The following is a 14,339-nucleotide window of genomic DNA, read 5'->3' on the forward strand; positions in this document are numbered from 1 at the left end:
GGAGTCTATTCGCAGGGAACCGGCGTATGGTTACAACGCACTGCGAATTTTTGCGCGCCGGTTTGTTCAATGCATCCTTCAGGGCGATGGCGGCCACACTGAAAATTTTCGCGGACCTGTAACCGGTCGCCGGTTTCGCACGAACCCTTTGTAGCACTGGCCAATCCGGCCGGTCGTTCGAAGGGAAGCAGCTCGTGTGGCCGCGCAGACCTCTAGTCATCGCCATGCTGGCCGGCTCGATGCTTGCGGCATTGAGCGGCTGCGGCAAGTCCGAAGCTTCGCCGGTGCCCCAGAGCGCTGCCGGTGGTTCGGCGCGCAGTCCCGTCGTCGTCGAGCTATTCCAGAGCCAGGGCTGTTCGTCCTGCCCTCCCGCCAATGCCGATCTCAATGCCATCGCCGATCGCCGCGACGTGCTCGCGCTGTCCTTCGCCGTAACCTACTGGGACCGTCTCGGCTGGAAGGACACTTTCGCTTCGCCGCTCTTCACGGTCCGTCAGCAGGACTATGCCCGCGCGGGTCGAGGCGAGGTCGCGACGCCGGAATTCATCGTCAATGGCGTGTCGGCCGTCCTCGGCAGCAATCGCCCGGCGCTCGATGCCGCGATTGCACGGTCCGCCACCGCAGCCCCGGGTCCCGAAATTTCGGCCGCTGCGGCCAGCGTCCGTGTCGAAGCGGCTGCAGGCGGAATGCCGGCGACGGTCTGGCTTGTTCGCTACGATCCGCGAACGCGGCAAGTGCCTATCCGGGCAGGCGAGAACAGTGGCCGCACGCTGCCCCACCGCAACATCGTCCGCGAGCTTGTGCGCCTGGGCGAATGGAAGGGCTCGGCGGTCACGTACCCCCTCGTTCCGGCCCGCGAGACAGGACTGGTTACCGCCGTACTCATTCAGCGCGGCAATGGCGGCCCGATCGTCGCTGCCCGCAAAGTCTGACAGTTCTTCAGCCGCAGGCGTCGCGGCTTCCCTCAATCAATGACGCCCATTCAAGGAGTTAATCCCATGCGTATTTTGACTGTACTCGCCCTTTCGGCGATGCCGCTTACGGCTGCAGCGCCTGCCTTCGCCCAGGATGCGATGATGAAGGACAGTATGCACTCGGGCGCGATGGCGCACATGTCGGCTGCCGATACCCGCCGGATGAACAGCTGCAAGGCGATGTCGCACGACGCCATGATGCGCAGCGCCTCGTGCCGCCGCATGGCGCAGATGCATCCCGAGATGATGCATCACGACAGCATGATGAAGCACGACGGCACCATGGCCCACGACAACATGATGAAGTCGGGTCACTGAGCCCTGACCGGGAGGGCGCTCGAATGGGTCCTCCCGGCCATCTTTCAATCGGGAAGGTGAGCCATGCACGATCCTCAACAGCGCAGCTTCGGAGGCGGCGACCTGATCTATCGGCAGCGGCGCCCGGTGCGCCTCTGGCACTGGATCAATGCCCTGTCAGTCTTCGTCATGCTGATGAGCGGCCTGATGATCTTTAACGCGCATCCGCAGCTCTATTGGGGCCAGTACGGGGCTAACGCCGAGACGCCCTGGCTGGCGATCGGTGCCAAGGACGATGCGGGCTTCTTGAAACTGGGGCCGGTGACCATTCCCACGACCGGAGTGCTCGGCTTGTCGGGCGGGGTCGAGCGGGCGTTTCCGCCGCTCGTCACCATCCCCTCGAGCTACGACCTGGCAGGCGCCCGGCAATGGCATTTCGCCTTCGCCTGGCTGCTCGTGGTCCCTGGCCTGCTGTTCTGGCTTTGGGGCCTTATCACGAAGCATGTGCAGCGCGACCTCGCGCCGACACCGGCCGAACTCCATCCGCGCCATCTGTGGCAGGATATCAAGGATCATGCTCGGCTACGCTTCCATACCGGCGAGGCGGCACGACGCTACAACGTGCTCCAGAAGCTCAGCTACATCGGAGTGCTTTTCGGCCTGCTGCCTGCAATGGTGCTGACCGGCCTCACCATGTCGCCCGGCATGGATGCCGCCTGGCCCTGGCTGCTCGACCTTTTCGGCGGCCGTCAGTCCGCACGCTCGATCCATTTCATCTGCGCCGCGCTGTTGGTGCTCTTCATTGTCGTCCACCTGCTGATGGTCGTGCTTGCCGGCCCTCTCAATGAGCTGCGATCGATCATCACCGGTTGGTACCGCCTACCCAAGGAGAAGGCTCGATGACGATCGTAACGCGCCCCGTTCTGACACGTCGGCGCCTGATCGGTTCGATCGGCGCCGGTGCGGGCAGCTTGCTGCTTTCAGGTTGCGACAGGATAGCCGCTTCGCCCACGGTGCAAAACGTCCTGGGAGCAGGCGAAGGACTGACATTTCGTGCACAGCGCCTGCTGTCCGACCGCACCGCGCTGGCCCGCGAGTTCTCGGCGCTCGACATGTCGCCGGTGTTCCGTACCAACGGCAACACTGCCCCGACCGCCAACGGATACGAGCGCCATGCCGCGGAGAAATTCGCAAACTGGCGGCTTGTCGTGGACGGGCTGGTGCGCCGGCCCCAGTCGCTCTCCATGGCGCAGATCCGGACAATGCCCGCGCGCACGCAGATCACCCGTCACGACTGCGTCGAAGGGTGGAGCGCGATCGGCAAGTGGACCGGACTGCCATTGAAATTGGTCCTCAACGCCGCCGGCGTGCTGCCCTCGGCACGCTACGTCGTGTTCCACTGCGCCGACGATTTCGATGGCGATCCTTACTACGAGAGCGTCGACCTGATCGACGCCTATCATCCCCAGACGATCCTCGCCTGGGGCATGAACGACGAACTCCTGAGCGTTGGCCACGGCGCGCCGCTACGGCTGCGCGTCGAGCGCCAGCTGGGTTACAAGCAGGCCAAATATGTGATGCGCGTCAGCCTCGTCGCCTCGATGGCCGAGATCGGTGCGGGCAAGGGTGGCTACTGGGAGGATTCGGCCGGGTACCAGTGGTACGCCGGAATCTAGGCCAGCTTGCGAACGCGGCCGTTGAAGTCGCGCTTGCCGATCGCAACGCCCTTCATCCGCAGGATGTCGTAGGCGGTCGCCGCATGGAAATAGAAATTGGGCTGTGAGAACGAGAGCAGGAATTCCTCTGCCAGGAAATCCATGTGGTTCTCGCCGAACTGGAAGCGCATGGGCCGGCCGATGAAGCTCTCCATCTCGTCGCGATCGAGCGCTTCGAGTGCGGCGACAGTCTGGGCAACGCGCTCGCGCAGTCCTGCGAAAGTATCTGGCGGCGTCGTCGCGTCGGGAGAAAACGTCCCCTTGCGCAAGCCTTCGATCGCGCCGAGCGAATGAACCGCCGTCGACTTCACCTGATAGGCGAAAGGGAGCATGTCCTCCGCGAGTTTCGCCTGGATCAACGTCTCGGGTTCCAGACCCTTTTCGTTGCAGAAGCTCTCGGCCTTGTCGATGAGCCGTGAGACCGAGCCCAGGATCTGGAGGTAGGAGGGTATCGTCGCGGCATAGAGCGTGAAGACCATCGTTTTTTCCCAGGACAGGCGTGATCAGGATTTCCAGCTGGCCGGGAATAGCTTGTGCAGCGCTTCCACCTTCGGCCGATCATTGAACACGATATAAGGGTAGTTCGGATTGCGGGCCATGAAATCCTGATGATAAGACTCGGCGGGATAGAATGCCCGGTTCATCTCGATCCGCGTCGCGATCGGCCGAGAGAAGGTATGCGCCGCACTGAGCTGGCCGATATAGGCCCGGGCTACGCGCTCCTGCGCAGGTGAGGTGGGAAACAGCGCCGTGCGGTATTGAGTGCCTGTATCGGGGCCCTGGCGGTTCACTTGCGTCGGATCCGCCACCACCGAAAAGTAGATGCGCAGCAAATCAGCATAGTTGACCTGCGCCGGGTCGAATACGACGCGAACCGATTCCGCGTGGCCGGTCGTACCGCTGGAGACCGTCTCGTAGCTTGCGGTCGACGCAGCGCCGCCTGCATAGCCAGACGTCGCGCTGATCACGCCCTTTACGTGCGAGAACACGCCTTGCACGCCCCAGAAGCAGCCCCCGGCAAAAACGGCGGTTTCGCGGTGGCCGGTCACCGGCTCGGTCATTGCGGAGGCGGGCGCCTTGACCGCGCTTTCCGCAGCGTTGCCAGCGCCCATGAAAGAAAACGTGGCTACGCTCGCCAGCAGGGCGAGCACGACAGGTGCGGTACGAAACATGAGAAGCTCCTCGGCTATGCTCTTGCTCGTAATACGCGCGGGCGGGGCCGCCGGTTACATCGCCGAATGGATTTATCTGCGCGATTGGCCTGTAACCAATTCACTTTGCCACGCGAATGAGCGGATATGATGGTCAAACATATCCGGCAGGTTCGAAATATACGCGCGGACGCGTTCTTGGGTCTGGGCGAGCGCGGATATGCGTGGGCGCAGTTCCCGCTACGCCTCATAGTCGGATATGGCTTCATCGCTCACGGCATTGCCAAATTGGAGCGGGGCCCGGACAATTTTGCCCATATCCTCCAAGTGCTTGGGGTTGCCGAACCTCATCTGTTCGCGTGGCTCACCATTCTGGTGGAGGTGCTGGGCGGGATAGCAGTCCTGCTCGGTGCCTTCGTGCGGATCGCCAGCCTGCCTATGGCGGTCATTCTCATCGTCGCGATGGTTACGGTACATCTGCCCTACGGCTTCTCCTCGATAAAGCTGTTGGAAGTGACGCCGGCTGGGCCGAAGTTCGGACCGCCCGGCTACGAGACAGACCTGCTCTATCTGGCGGGGCTGTTCGCTCTGGTCACGGGAACGCCGGGCCCCTGGTCGATCGATGGCCTTCTCGCAGCTCGCCGCCTGGCCGGCTCGGCCGCCGATCCAGCCGGCTGAAAAGCGTCCGCCAGTGCTCCCGCATCATATCCGCAGGTCTCGCGTCAGCGACGCCGAATTGTTCCCCGGCATCGAGCATTCTGCTGGGCTCGCATTTCGCGAAATTCCGGCGCTGGCTTGGGTCGCGGACGGCGACGACCTGCCGAACTCGTTTCATCGACGCCTTATCCTCGAAGGCATGAGCTGGACGGCGGTGGACGACCTGGACCTGCCGATCGGTTTTCTCAGCGCCGAAATGTTTTGCGACGATCTCCACATCTGGGAGCTTTCGGTGCACCTGGACTGGCAGCGCGGGGGCGTTGGGCGGCATTTGATCGCCTGCGCTGTCAAAGACGCGAAAGCGAAAAACCTGGCTTCGATCACGCTGACCACGTTCATCGACGTACCCTGGAACGCGCCTTACTACAGTCGGCTAGGCTTCGAGATGCTTGACCGACACCGGCTTGCTCCCCGTCTAGCGGACGTGCTTCGACAGGAAGCCCAACGGGGGGTTCGCTCCGGAAACACGCTGCGCCATGCGTCTGCCCCTTTGCAAGGGGGAGGCCGGGTGAACATCATAACCTGCCACGGCCTGTCACCGGCCCAGATCGATGAGATCGAAAACAAGCTCTACGCATTCAACAGCGCTGTGATTGGGCGCGATGACGCTCACTCGATCGGTTTCGTGATGCGCGATGAAACCGGCGCAATGCTCGCGGCAATCGCAGGACATAGCTGGGCCGGGATTGCGGAGATCAAGCAGTTTTGGGTCGATAGCAAGCATCGCAACCGAGGTTGGGGATGCGCGCTTCTCGGCGCATTCGTCGCCGAAGCGCGCACGAGGAGCGTGCGCCGCGTCTGGGTCGCCACTTTCGATTTTCAGGCGCCTATGTTTTATGAGGGGGCCGGCTTCGTTCGTGTAGCCGAGCTTGGCGGATGGCCTGAAGACCATGCTCACATCATCCTGAGCAAAGAGCTGATCTGAACTCTTACTGGTGCAAACATCTCGGTCTCGTAGAGGCGAAGTGTGGCCCAACTGGAAGGATACGTTTTCGCTTAATGGGAAGCGACAGCGGCAACTTTTTCAGCGCAAGAGGTAGCCATGCAACCAGCGCGATAAGCAATCCCACGCCCGTCAGGGCCAGGATGTAGGGCTCCGGCGGCCATGGAGGTATCTGCATCATTCCTAGGTAACTCGCAGCGAGGAAGGGCGTGGCGCCACTACCAATGCCCCGCTTCACGTTTCGCTCTTGGGTGGGTGCTAGTCGGCGCAGATCAGCGCTTCCGACTTTCTATATCGCGCGTGTCTCGGGGATGGCATTGGCGTCGGAGGCCACCGAACTCAGTTGCGTGTGGCTAACGCATACCGCGGTCCCGGGATCTCTTCCTCGCACGCTGATCCTGGCCTTCAGCTGGTTTGCGAGTGCCTGGACGATGGAGGAACCCAGGCCGGAGGTGGCGAGATCCGGGGCAACCGGCATGCCGACCCCGTTGTCGGCTACGGCAAGCGTCCAGTTTGCCGCATGTGCAGAATAGTCCACGTCAATCTGACCGCGCCTGCCGTCGGGAAATGCATGCTTGAGGGCATTGATGACGAGTTCCGTAACGATCAACCCGAGGCTGACCGACACATTCGCTGGCACTGCGACATCGTCCGAGCGGACTTCGAGGGCGAGTTGATCAGTGTCGTGGATCATCGAGGCGGCAATGCTCTGGCAAAGCTGGGTCAGATATGGTCGCAAGGCCACTTCGCTCAGACCTGAGGCGGCAAGCTGATCCTGGATCGATGCCACCGACATGACACGGTTGTGCGCATCCTGGAGATGCCGCCTGGCTTCTTCCGACTGGACCTTGCGTGCGCTCTGCATCAGCACGCTGGCGATGATCTGCAGGCTGTTGGCGACGCGGTGCTGAAGTTCCTGCATCAGGACTGCCTTCTCCCGAAGCAGGTCGTCCTTCAGCGTCTCCGCGAGCCGCGCATCGGTGACGTCGGCTATGGAGACAAGGATGCAGACATTCGCATCGCTCGCGTAAACGAGCTTCTGGGCCTTGACGACAAGCCGCCGGGTTCCGCGCTCCTGCGTCGGCAGGTCGAACTCGTAGGCTTCTATGGCATCGTCCGAGGTCAGGCTGGCTGCGAGGACCGAGCGAAGCCGCTTCAGGTCCCAGCGCCCGCTATCCAGTTCGAAGATGGAACTCCCGATCGTCCCCTCCGGCGGAAGCTGGAAGCTCGCGTAGAATGAGTCGCTCGCAGCCAAAAGCCGCATGTCGCCGTCGACGAGCAAAAGCGGCGCGGCCGAGGACGAGACCACCGCGAGCGCGAGCTCAAGCGCCATATGGGCAGGAGTTGGGGGCGGATTGGGCATGAAGGAGCTTTCAGGTTGGCATCGCCGAATGATGCCAGACTCTCGCCGCAGTGTCGGTTGGGCACGGGAGGAGCTAGCATAGCACGCATGATAAAGGCTGTCGCATTCTTTAGGCATCGTCGGAAGAATATTTTAAATATGTCGTCGGGCCGCGTGATGAAACATAATTGGGAACAAAACACTTCGCATTTATAGTGAGTCTGGCGATTCTCATATTATTTGATATTTATTTGATGGTGATAATTTTCCTGAAAGTTCCCCCCGCCTGAGGAACTTTCAAGCTGCAGCATGGTTTGAGGAACTTAGGGGTTCCACAAATTTCCATGATCAACGCTGAGACGTCGACAGTTCCCGCACGTGACGCCCCCGCCGTCATCCTCGTGGTGGAGGACGAATGGCTGGTCCGGATGGTCATCGTCGATGCCCTGCGTGACAGCGGCCGGCTCGTCGTGGAAGCGGCCAATGGCGATGAGGCAATGGCATTCATTCAATCCGGAGCGGCGATCGATCTGATTTTCACGGATGTTCGCATGCCTGGCACCGTGGACGGCCTGGCGCTGCTTGCTTTCGCGCGCCAAACAATACCGGGCGTACCGGTGATCGTATCCTCCGGGCATCTGGTACCTACCGAGGCGCTAAGCGGCGGTGCAGCCGCTTTCGTCCCGAAGCCTTATAGGGTGGAAGAGGTTGCAGAACTGATCGGCGCAAGCCTTGCTGGCCGCCGATGACGAACGCGGTACCCAACGACACGGGCGCCTCGGTGCTCATCGTCGACAGCGATATCCTCGTTCGGCATGCCCTGGCGGACTACCTTAGGCACTGCGGTTACCGCGTGGTGGAGGCCGCGAGCAGCGACGAGGCCATGCTCGCCCTTGCGGAAGCCAGCCTCTTAGTCGATGTCGTCCTGTGCGATGTCGCCGTTGCAGGATCGCGATCGGGGTTCGAGCTTGCAACCTGGGTGCGCCAGAACAGGCCTGACCTCGAGGTCAAATTGGCGGCGAGTGTCGAGGGAGCTGCTAAGGCAGCCGCCAATCTCTGCGATAGCGGGCCCCATACTGCCCGGCCCTACGATCCGCAAAGCGTGATCGACTATATCATTCAGCGACGCGCCACGCAGCAGCGCAGCGGTGGCGAGAGCTCGTAACTCCCGGTTTGGCCGGTTCATCGCAATGTGGATGCGAGGAACCTTGGCATTCCCCGTAACTGAACCTCAGCACGGAACCAGCGATACAGCAGACCGATTAAGCCCGGCGTCGGTGCCGGGCACTGTCATCGCCTCGAAAGGCGGCTATCGCGATTTCAGGTAAAGCTCGAAAAGCGGGGCGAGCCAGGAAATACCCTTGGATGTACCGGATGCCGAGGCCGCGAAGTGTATGGTATTCCCCTTCGGTCTCGACCCCCTCCGCGATAAGGGTGATCCCAAGCTTTTTCGCTAGGCGAACCACGCTCTCGACGATGAGACGGCGCGGCATACTGCAATCGATTCCCCGGATTAGCTCCATGTCCAGTTTGATGAGATCAGGCTGGAACTTGGCGAGCAGGCCGAGCCCCGCATAACCCGCTCCGAAATCATCGATAGCGGTGGCGAACCCCATCCTGCGATAACTATCGACGATGGTCTTGATGTGATCGGTGTCAGCCATTTCCTCATTCTCAGTGAATTCAAAGATCAACCGATCGGTGGGGAAACCCGTCGCGCGGGCAGTCTTGAGGGTCAATTGTATGCAAGCAACAGGAGAGTAGACGGCGTTAGGAAGGAAATTGATCGACAGCTTCGCGTCCGTATCGAGAATGCCCGCGGCAACAGCGCCTTCGATGGCGGCAACGCGGCATTGCTGGTCGAACGCATATCGGTTCTCAGCCGTGACACGCGATAGAACCTGTGCTGCTCCTTCGCCTTGGCCGCCGCGTACGAGGGCCTCGAATGCAAACGGGAGGCCACTGTCGCCATCGACGATCGGCTGAAAGGCCATGGCGATGTCAAAGAGTGCGCCCTCAGATCTACATCCCTGACAACTGCCTTGCATGTCTCTCTACCCTAGGCTCCGAAGCTGCACCGCTAGGGCAAAATCATCTAACGATATGTAAAATTTCAAAAATTGTTGAGCCTGGATCGGAGATCATCGACACGTACTGGTCTCGAGCAGGTTAACCCTCAATCGCTCCCCTGCAATTACCGGACATCGGCCCAGGTCGGAATTGATCGGAGTTGGCCTAACGGGGGGAACGATAAAAGGCCTCGAGCATTATGCGAGCAGGGCAGGGATCGGGCAGAACCAGTGGACATAGATTTCGAACCGCTGATTGCGGCGTCTCCAAATCCTTATGTGGTTCTTGATCCGTCACTTATCATCGCCTGGATGAACGACGCGTACCTTAGTTCGACCATGCGGCAGCGCAACGACATCCTGGGGCGATCGATATTTGAGGCCTTCCCCAGCGATCCAACTTCCGAAAGCCATCAGCTACTTAAGGCTTCGTTCGATCGTGTTCGCTTCACGAAGAAAGCGGATGAGATTGCATTGATCCGATACGATATCCTGAATCCCAATGGATCGATGGAGGTTCGCTATTGGAGCGCAACGCACACGCCGCTTCTCGATGCGGATGGCGAAATTTCATTTATCCTGCAACACACCGTTGACGTGACGGAGCTGCAGTCGCTCCGGACAATGCGCGACGAGATGGGTATTGTGCAGCGTGCCCAGGCTGTGCAGGAGCGGAATCAAGACTTAGCTGCCGAAAGCGAACGGCTGCGGGCGCTATTTGAGCAGGCGCCTGGATTCGTGGCAATTTTAAGCGGCCCGGATCATGTGTTTCAGCTCGCCAACGAAGCGTACCGCAATCTTGTGGGCAAGCGAGACTTAGCGGGGAAGTCGGTTGCGGAAGCGCTTCCCGAAGTTGTAGAGCAAGGGTTTGTCGAGCTGCTGACCTCGGTTCACAGCTCCGGCGCTGCTTATGTGGGTCGCCGGGAGAAATTGGTGCTTCAGAACGATTCGCTCACTCGCGGTCGTGAACGCTTTCTCGATTTTCTTTATCAGCCGATCTTCACTGATGGGGGGCAGGTTTCCGGCATCTTTGTCCAGGGACATGATGTGACCGAGCAAGTGCTGGCCGAAGAACATCAGAAATTGCTTATCAATGAGCTCAATCATCGAGTGAAGAACACGCTTGCGATCGTCCAAAGCTTAGCGACCCAAACATTCCGCAATGCAAAAAGCTTGGAAGCAGCTCGAACCACCTTCACAGCCCGAATGACCGCTCTGGCCAGCGCTCACTCCCTCCTTACAGTTCATAATTGGGAGGCTGCCGGACTCGCCGAGACAGTCCTCACGGCGATTGCCGCGACGGTCGGATCGGATGTCAACCGTATCCGCGTCGAGGGGCCGGATACGACCTTGCCACCACAGGCGGTCATGTCTGTCGCAATGATTATCCACGAACTCAGTACCAACGCGATCAAATATGGAGCTCTCTCGGTTGAAACCGGGCGGGTCGAAGTGAATTGGACCTCAAGGCCATTCGAGGGACGCTGTGAGATTATCCTCAACTGGATCGAGCGCGGCGGCCCGCTTGTCGCACCGCCCGAGCGCAAAGGTTTTGGTACGCGCCTCATCCAACGCGGCATCTCCTCGGATCTAAATTCCGACGTGGAGATGAACTTCGCTAAGGAAGGGCTTCAATGCCGGATAACTGCCCACATATCGATTGACCAAACGTGACACTGCGGGGACGCTTGGTGCTGATAGTCGAGGACGAACCGATCGTCGCTCTCGGTCTGGAAGATCTGATCGAGGACGCGGGAGGACGGTCCCTTTCCGCGGAGCGGCTTGACGACGCGTTAGCAATGATCGCCGAACATCCCTTCGAATTGGCCATCCTTGATATCAATGTGCACGGCCACCGAAGCTACCCTGTGGCCACGATGCTGTCAGCGCTCGGCGTACCGTTCATATTCGCCACGGGTTATGGCGACGCGCTCCACCCGCTGGAGTTCGAGGCAATTCCCACAATAGTAAAGCCATACAGCTTGGCTGACATAGAGCGCGCGATTGAAAGGCTATAGCGGCAATGCATTGCCTAATAAGAAATAGTAATGGATCAAAGGCTTTTACGTTACTTGTTCTCGAAAAAGGCTCCATTGGGCGGGGGGGATTTGTGATCTAGATTTGTACGGTGGCTGCCGCCGGCAAACCCTGCCGTACGAGCAGCCAGCCGAGTTACATATTACCTGTCATCCAATCATTCCCGCTGTGCCGAACGCCATACCCGCGCATCCCACAGGTCGAATAGGGCGTGCGGTTTTCTGTACGACGTGCTCCTTTTCCCAGCAATCAACAACGAGAAGAGTAAGGCTTGATGCGAGGATTCAAGGAACCGGGATTCAACGACCGGGTTGCTGCCGCGAGCAGCGCCAAGGCTAGAGCCTTGGAAATGCTGAAAAATAGGCCCAAGCCCAGTGAGGCCGATCTCGCCGAGCGAGCCGGACGGCAGCGCGCCAAGGAGATCGCTCAAGCTGAGAAGCGCGCGGCCGCCAAAGCTGCTCTCCAAGCAGAGAGGGACGCGAAGGAGCAGGCCGAGCGCGAAGCCGCTGAGGCTTCTGTGGCTGCCGCCGAAGCGGCCCGTCCCGCCGCCGAGGCAGCCAGGCCCAAGCTGCCCACTGCTGAGGACATGAAGGCTGCGCGCGATGCCCGATACGCCGCTCGCAGGGCGCGTAAGCGCTAGGTAAGTTCTTCAGCGCCCACGAGCGGCCACTTGTTTGGTAAGAGTGCGACCCAGGCCTTCTCGCTAGGATTTCCGCTCGGCGGTGCTCATCATCATAACCGATCTCGCCAACAGAGCCGCCGATCAGCGGCAAAGGCCTGCTCCCTGACGGCAGTCCTATGTTTAGATTCACTTCACATCTCTAAATCAGCATGTGAAGGGGCCGGCTCGCTAGCTTCGGCGGCCGCGCGATGACGGCGATTAGGCGATGGGCGGCAATTTCTCGAGATGCTTGTCGAGCGTGATCGGATAATCGCGCACGCGCACGCCGGTCGCATTGTAGATCGCGTTGGCGATCGCCGCGCCGACCCCGCAGATGCCGAGTTCGCCCACGCCTTTCGCCTTCATCGGCGATGACTTGTCGTCCGGATAGTCGAGGAAGATCACCTCCTGGTGCGGGATGTCGGCGTGGACCGGCACTTCGTAGCTCGCGAGGTCGTGGTTGACGAAGAAGCCGAAGCGCGTGTCGACGGCCAGTTCCTCCATCAGGGCTGCGCCAACCCCCATGGTCATCGCCCCGATCACCTGGCTGCGGGCAGACTTCGGGTTGATGATGCGGCCCGCATCGCAAACCGCCAGCATCCGGCGGACCCGCGTCTCGCCCGTGTACATGTCGACACCGACCTCGACAAAATGGCCGGCGAAGGTCGACTGCTGATACTCCTTGTCGAGCGTCCCATACTCGATGCGATCTTGCGCCGTCAGCGGGCCCGCCTTGGCAAGGGGTATCGAGCGGTCGCCGGATCGGACTTCGCTATTGGCGAACGAGACCTCGCTCGCATTGAGCCCGAGCCGCTGCGTTACGGCCTCGCGCAGCTTGACGCAGGCCGCATAGAGCCCCGCGGTCGAATTGCTCGCGCCCCATTGTCCGCCCGAGCCCGCCGAGGCGGGAAAGTCGCTGTCGCCCAGCTTGACCGTCACGTTGCCGAGCGGAACACCCATCATCTCCGCCGCGGTCTGCGCGAGGATCGTATAGGTGCCGGTGCCGATATCGGTCATGTCGGTCTCGATCGTCAGCTTGCCCGCTTCGTCGAGCCGGATGCGCGCCGCCGACTTGGTCAGGAGATTGTTGCGGAAGCCTACGGCCATGCCCATGCCGACGAGCCATTGGCCGTCGCGCACCTGCGCAGGCTTGGGCTTCCGGTGCGACCAGCCGAACCGATCGGCACCCGTCCGCAGGCATTCGACCAGATGGCGCTGCGAGAAATGCCGCTCGGGCTTGGCTGGGTCCACCATGGTATCGTTGACGATCCTGAGTTCGACCGGATCCATGCCGAGCCTATCGGCGAGTTCGTCCATCGCCATCTCGAGCACCATGAGCCCTGGCGCCTCGCCTGGCGCGCGCATCGCATTGCCTTCGGGCAGGTCGGTGACCGCGAGCTTCAACCAGTATTCGCGGTTGGGCGCCGCATAGACGAGCTTGGTCTGCTGGACTGCGACCTCGGGCTTGCCCTGGGGCAAGTTGCCGCTCGTGCTCGAATGATGGATCGCAGTGAGCTTGCCGTCGCGCGTGGCGCCCAGCTTGACGTGCTGGATCGTCGCAGGCCGGTGCGTCGAATTGTTCATCATCAGCGGGCGCTGCATCGCGACCTTGACCGGACGGCCGGCTTTCTTGGCTCCCAGCGCCGCCAGGACCGCATCGGCGCGCAAGAACAGCTTGCCGCCGAAGCCGCCGCCGATGAACGGGGAATCGATGCGGATGTTGTCGGGCTTCATCGATAGCGTCTTCGCGAGCGAAGCCTTCGACCACGCGATCATCTGGTTCGACGTCCAGAGGGTCAGCTTTTCGCCCTCCCAGGCAGCGATCGTCGCGAAGGGCTCCATCATCGCATGGCTTTCGCCAGGCGTCGTGTAGATCTGGTCGATCTTGACGGGCGCGCTCTCGAAGGCCGCGGCAAAGTCGCCCAGCCGCTCGATGGTCTTCTTCTCCGGGTCTTCGTCGTCGATCGGGACATAGGCCGCAGACGGCGCGACCTTGGCGAGGTCGAACCGGCCTTCCGAGCGCGCGTAACTGGCGCGGACGAGGTTCGCGGCTGCGCGGGCCTGCTCGAAGCTTTCGGCGACGACGAGGGCGATCGCCTGGTGATAGTGCGCCACCTCTGCCCCGCCGAACAAGTGGGCGACGTTCATCTTGCCCAAGGGCAAGGGCTGGGCATGGTCGAGCGTTGTCACGACGGCGATCACGCCTGGCGCCCGCTCGGCATCGCGCGTGTCGATGCTGGTGATCCGTCCCTTGGCGATCCCGGCGCCGACGATGTAGCCGTAGGCCTGGTTCGCTGCCACGTCGTGGCGCTCGTAGGCATAGGGCGCGGTCCCTGTCGTCTTGAGCGGGCCGTCGATACGATCGGTCGGACGCCCGACGACCTTCATTTGGTCGATCGGATTGGAGCCGGCTGGCTTGTCGAATTTCATGGC

Annotated in this window: 16 protein-coding genes; 11 read left to right on the forward strand and 5 right to left on the reverse strand. The window is 61.1% G+C overall.

All coding sequences use genetic code 11. The annotated features are described in order from the left end of the window. The first annotated feature begins 194 nt into the window (after positions 1-194). The 4 genes from KRR38_RS28145 to KRR38_RS28160 all read left to right on the forward strand — a co-directional run bounded on the left by KRR38_RS28145 (position 195) and on the right by KRR38_RS28160 (position 2,947). Positions 195-932 carry a DUF1223 domain-containing protein gene (locus tag KRR38_RS28145; RefSeq protein WP_309141159.1) on the forward strand — a complete coding sequence of 246 codons (738 nt, stop codon included), beginning with the start codon at positions 195-197 and terminating at the stop codon, positions 930-932. A 66-nt stretch (positions 933-998) separates the two neighbouring features. Continuing rightward, positions 999-1,292, forward strand: a complete 294-nt coding sequence (locus KRR38_RS28150) for a hypothetical protein (RefSeq protein WP_217406698.1) — start codon at positions 999-1,001, stop codon at positions 1,290-1,292. 63 nt (positions 1,293-1,355) lie between these two features. Beyond that, positions 1,356-2,174 carry a cytochrome b/b6 domain-containing protein gene (locus KRR38_RS28155; protein ID WP_217406699.1) on the forward strand — a complete coding sequence of 273 codons (819 nt, stop codon included), beginning with the start codon at positions 1,356-1,358 and terminating at the stop codon, positions 2,172-2,174. After that, positions 2,171-2,947 (forward strand): molybdopterin-binding protein, encoded by a 777-nt coding sequence (locus tag KRR38_RS28160; protein WP_217406700.1) that lies wholly within the window; start codon positions 2,171-2,173, stop codon positions 2,945-2,947. Before KRR38_RS28155 ends, KRR38_RS28160 begins: the two co-directional genes overlap by 4 nt. Here the strand turns inward: KRR38_RS28160 and KRR38_RS28165 are convergent. Both KRR38_RS28165 and msrA read right to left on the reverse strand, forming a co-directional pair. Continuing rightward, positions 2,944-3,465 carry a DUF1993 family protein gene (locus tag KRR38_RS28165; protein WP_217406701.1) on the reverse strand — a complete coding sequence of 174 codons (522 nt, stop codon included), beginning with the start codon at positions 3,463-3,465 and terminating at the stop codon, positions 2,944-2,946. The genes KRR38_RS28160 and KRR38_RS28165 overlap by 4 nt on opposite strands. Before the next feature lie 24 nt (positions 3,466-3,489). Beyond that, entirely contained in the window at positions 3,490-4,158 is a 669-nt protein-coding gene (msrA, locus tag KRR38_RS28170; protein ID WP_217406702.1) for a peptide-methionine (S)-S-oxide reductase MsrA, read from the reverse strand. Between the two features lie 129 nt (positions 4,159-4,287). Here msrA and KRR38_RS28175 point away from each other — a divergent pair, with 129 nt between their 5' ends. Together KRR38_RS28175 and KRR38_RS28180 are read left to right on the forward strand one after the other, a co-directional pair. Then, a complete protein-coding gene (locus tag KRR38_RS28175) occupies positions 4,288-4,815 on the forward strand; it encodes a DoxX family protein (protein ID WP_217406703.1) in 528 nt (175 codons plus the stop codon). Next, positions 4,760-5,779, forward strand: coding sequence for a GNAT family N-acetyltransferase (locus KRR38_RS28180; RefSeq protein ID WP_217406704.1), 1,020 nt, complete (start codon positions 4,760-4,762; stop codon positions 5,777-5,779). Before KRR38_RS28175 ends, KRR38_RS28180 begins: the two co-directional genes overlap by 56 nt. Before the next feature lie 307 nt (positions 5,780-6,086). Here KRR38_RS28180 and KRR38_RS28185 read toward each other — a convergent pair whose 3' ends face one another. Beyond that, positions 6,087-7,160, reverse strand: a complete 1,074-nt coding sequence (locus tag KRR38_RS28185; protein WP_217406705.1) for a sensor histidine kinase — start codon at positions 7,158-7,160, stop codon at positions 6,087-6,089. Positions 7,161-7,483: 323 nt separating this feature from the next. Here KRR38_RS28185 and KRR38_RS28190 point away from each other — a divergent pair, with 323 nt between their 5' ends. Further along, the gene (locus tag KRR38_RS28190) at positions 7,484-7,888 is read left to right on the forward strand and encodes a response regulator (RefSeq protein WP_217406706.1); all 405 of its coding nucleotides are present in this window, start codon (positions 7,484-7,486) and stop codon (positions 7,886-7,888) included. Then, on the forward strand, positions 7,885-8,304 hold the full coding sequence (locus KRR38_RS28195; RefSeq protein WP_217406707.1) for a response regulator: 420 nt from the start codon (positions 7,885-7,887) through the stop codon (positions 8,302-8,304). The genes KRR38_RS28190 and KRR38_RS28195 overlap by 4 nt, the downstream gene beginning before the upstream one ends. A 97-nt stretch (positions 8,305-8,401) precedes the next feature. On the opposite strand, the gene KRR38_RS28200 is transcribed toward KRR38_RS28195, so the two are convergent. Then, positions 8,402-9,133, reverse strand: coding sequence for an EAL domain-containing protein (locus tag KRR38_RS28200; protein WP_217406708.1), 732 nt, complete (start codon positions 9,131-9,133; stop codon positions 8,402-8,404). Between the two features lie 306 nt (positions 9,134-9,439). Between KRR38_RS28200 and KRR38_RS28205 the strand changes: the two genes are divergently transcribed. The 3 genes from KRR38_RS28205 (at position 9,440) to KRR38_RS28215 (ending at position 11,885) form a co-directional block, all read left to right on the forward strand. Then, a complete protein-coding gene (locus KRR38_RS28205; protein WP_309141160.1) occupies positions 9,440-10,882 on the forward strand; it encodes an HWE histidine kinase domain-containing protein in 1,443 nt (480 codons plus the stop codon). A 17-nt stretch (positions 10,883-10,899) separates the two neighbouring features. Further along, positions 10,900-11,226, forward strand: coding sequence for a response regulator (locus KRR38_RS28210; RefSeq protein WP_217406709.1), 327 nt, complete (start codon positions 10,900-10,902; stop codon positions 11,224-11,226). Between the two features lie 293 nt (positions 11,227-11,519). Beyond that, the gene (locus KRR38_RS28215; RefSeq protein WP_217406710.1) at positions 11,520-11,885 is read left to right on the forward strand and encodes a DUF6481 family protein; all 366 of its coding nucleotides are present in this window, start codon (positions 11,520-11,522) and stop codon (positions 11,883-11,885) included. A 240-nt stretch (positions 11,886-12,125) separates the two neighbouring features. Here KRR38_RS28215 and paoC read toward each other — a convergent pair whose 3' ends face one another. Then, positions 12,126-14,336 (reverse strand): aldehyde oxidoreductase molybdenum-binding subunit PaoC, encoded by a 2,211-nt coding sequence (paoC, locus tag KRR38_RS28220; RefSeq protein WP_217406711.1) that lies wholly within the window; start codon positions 14,334-14,336, stop codon positions 12,126-12,128. Positions 14,337-14,339: the final 3 nt, after the last annotated feature.

Source organism: Novosphingobium sp. G106 (assembly GCF_019075875.1).
Taxonomy (GTDB): domain Bacteria; phylum Pseudomonadota; class Alphaproteobacteria; order Sphingomonadales; family Sphingomonadaceae; genus Novosphingobium.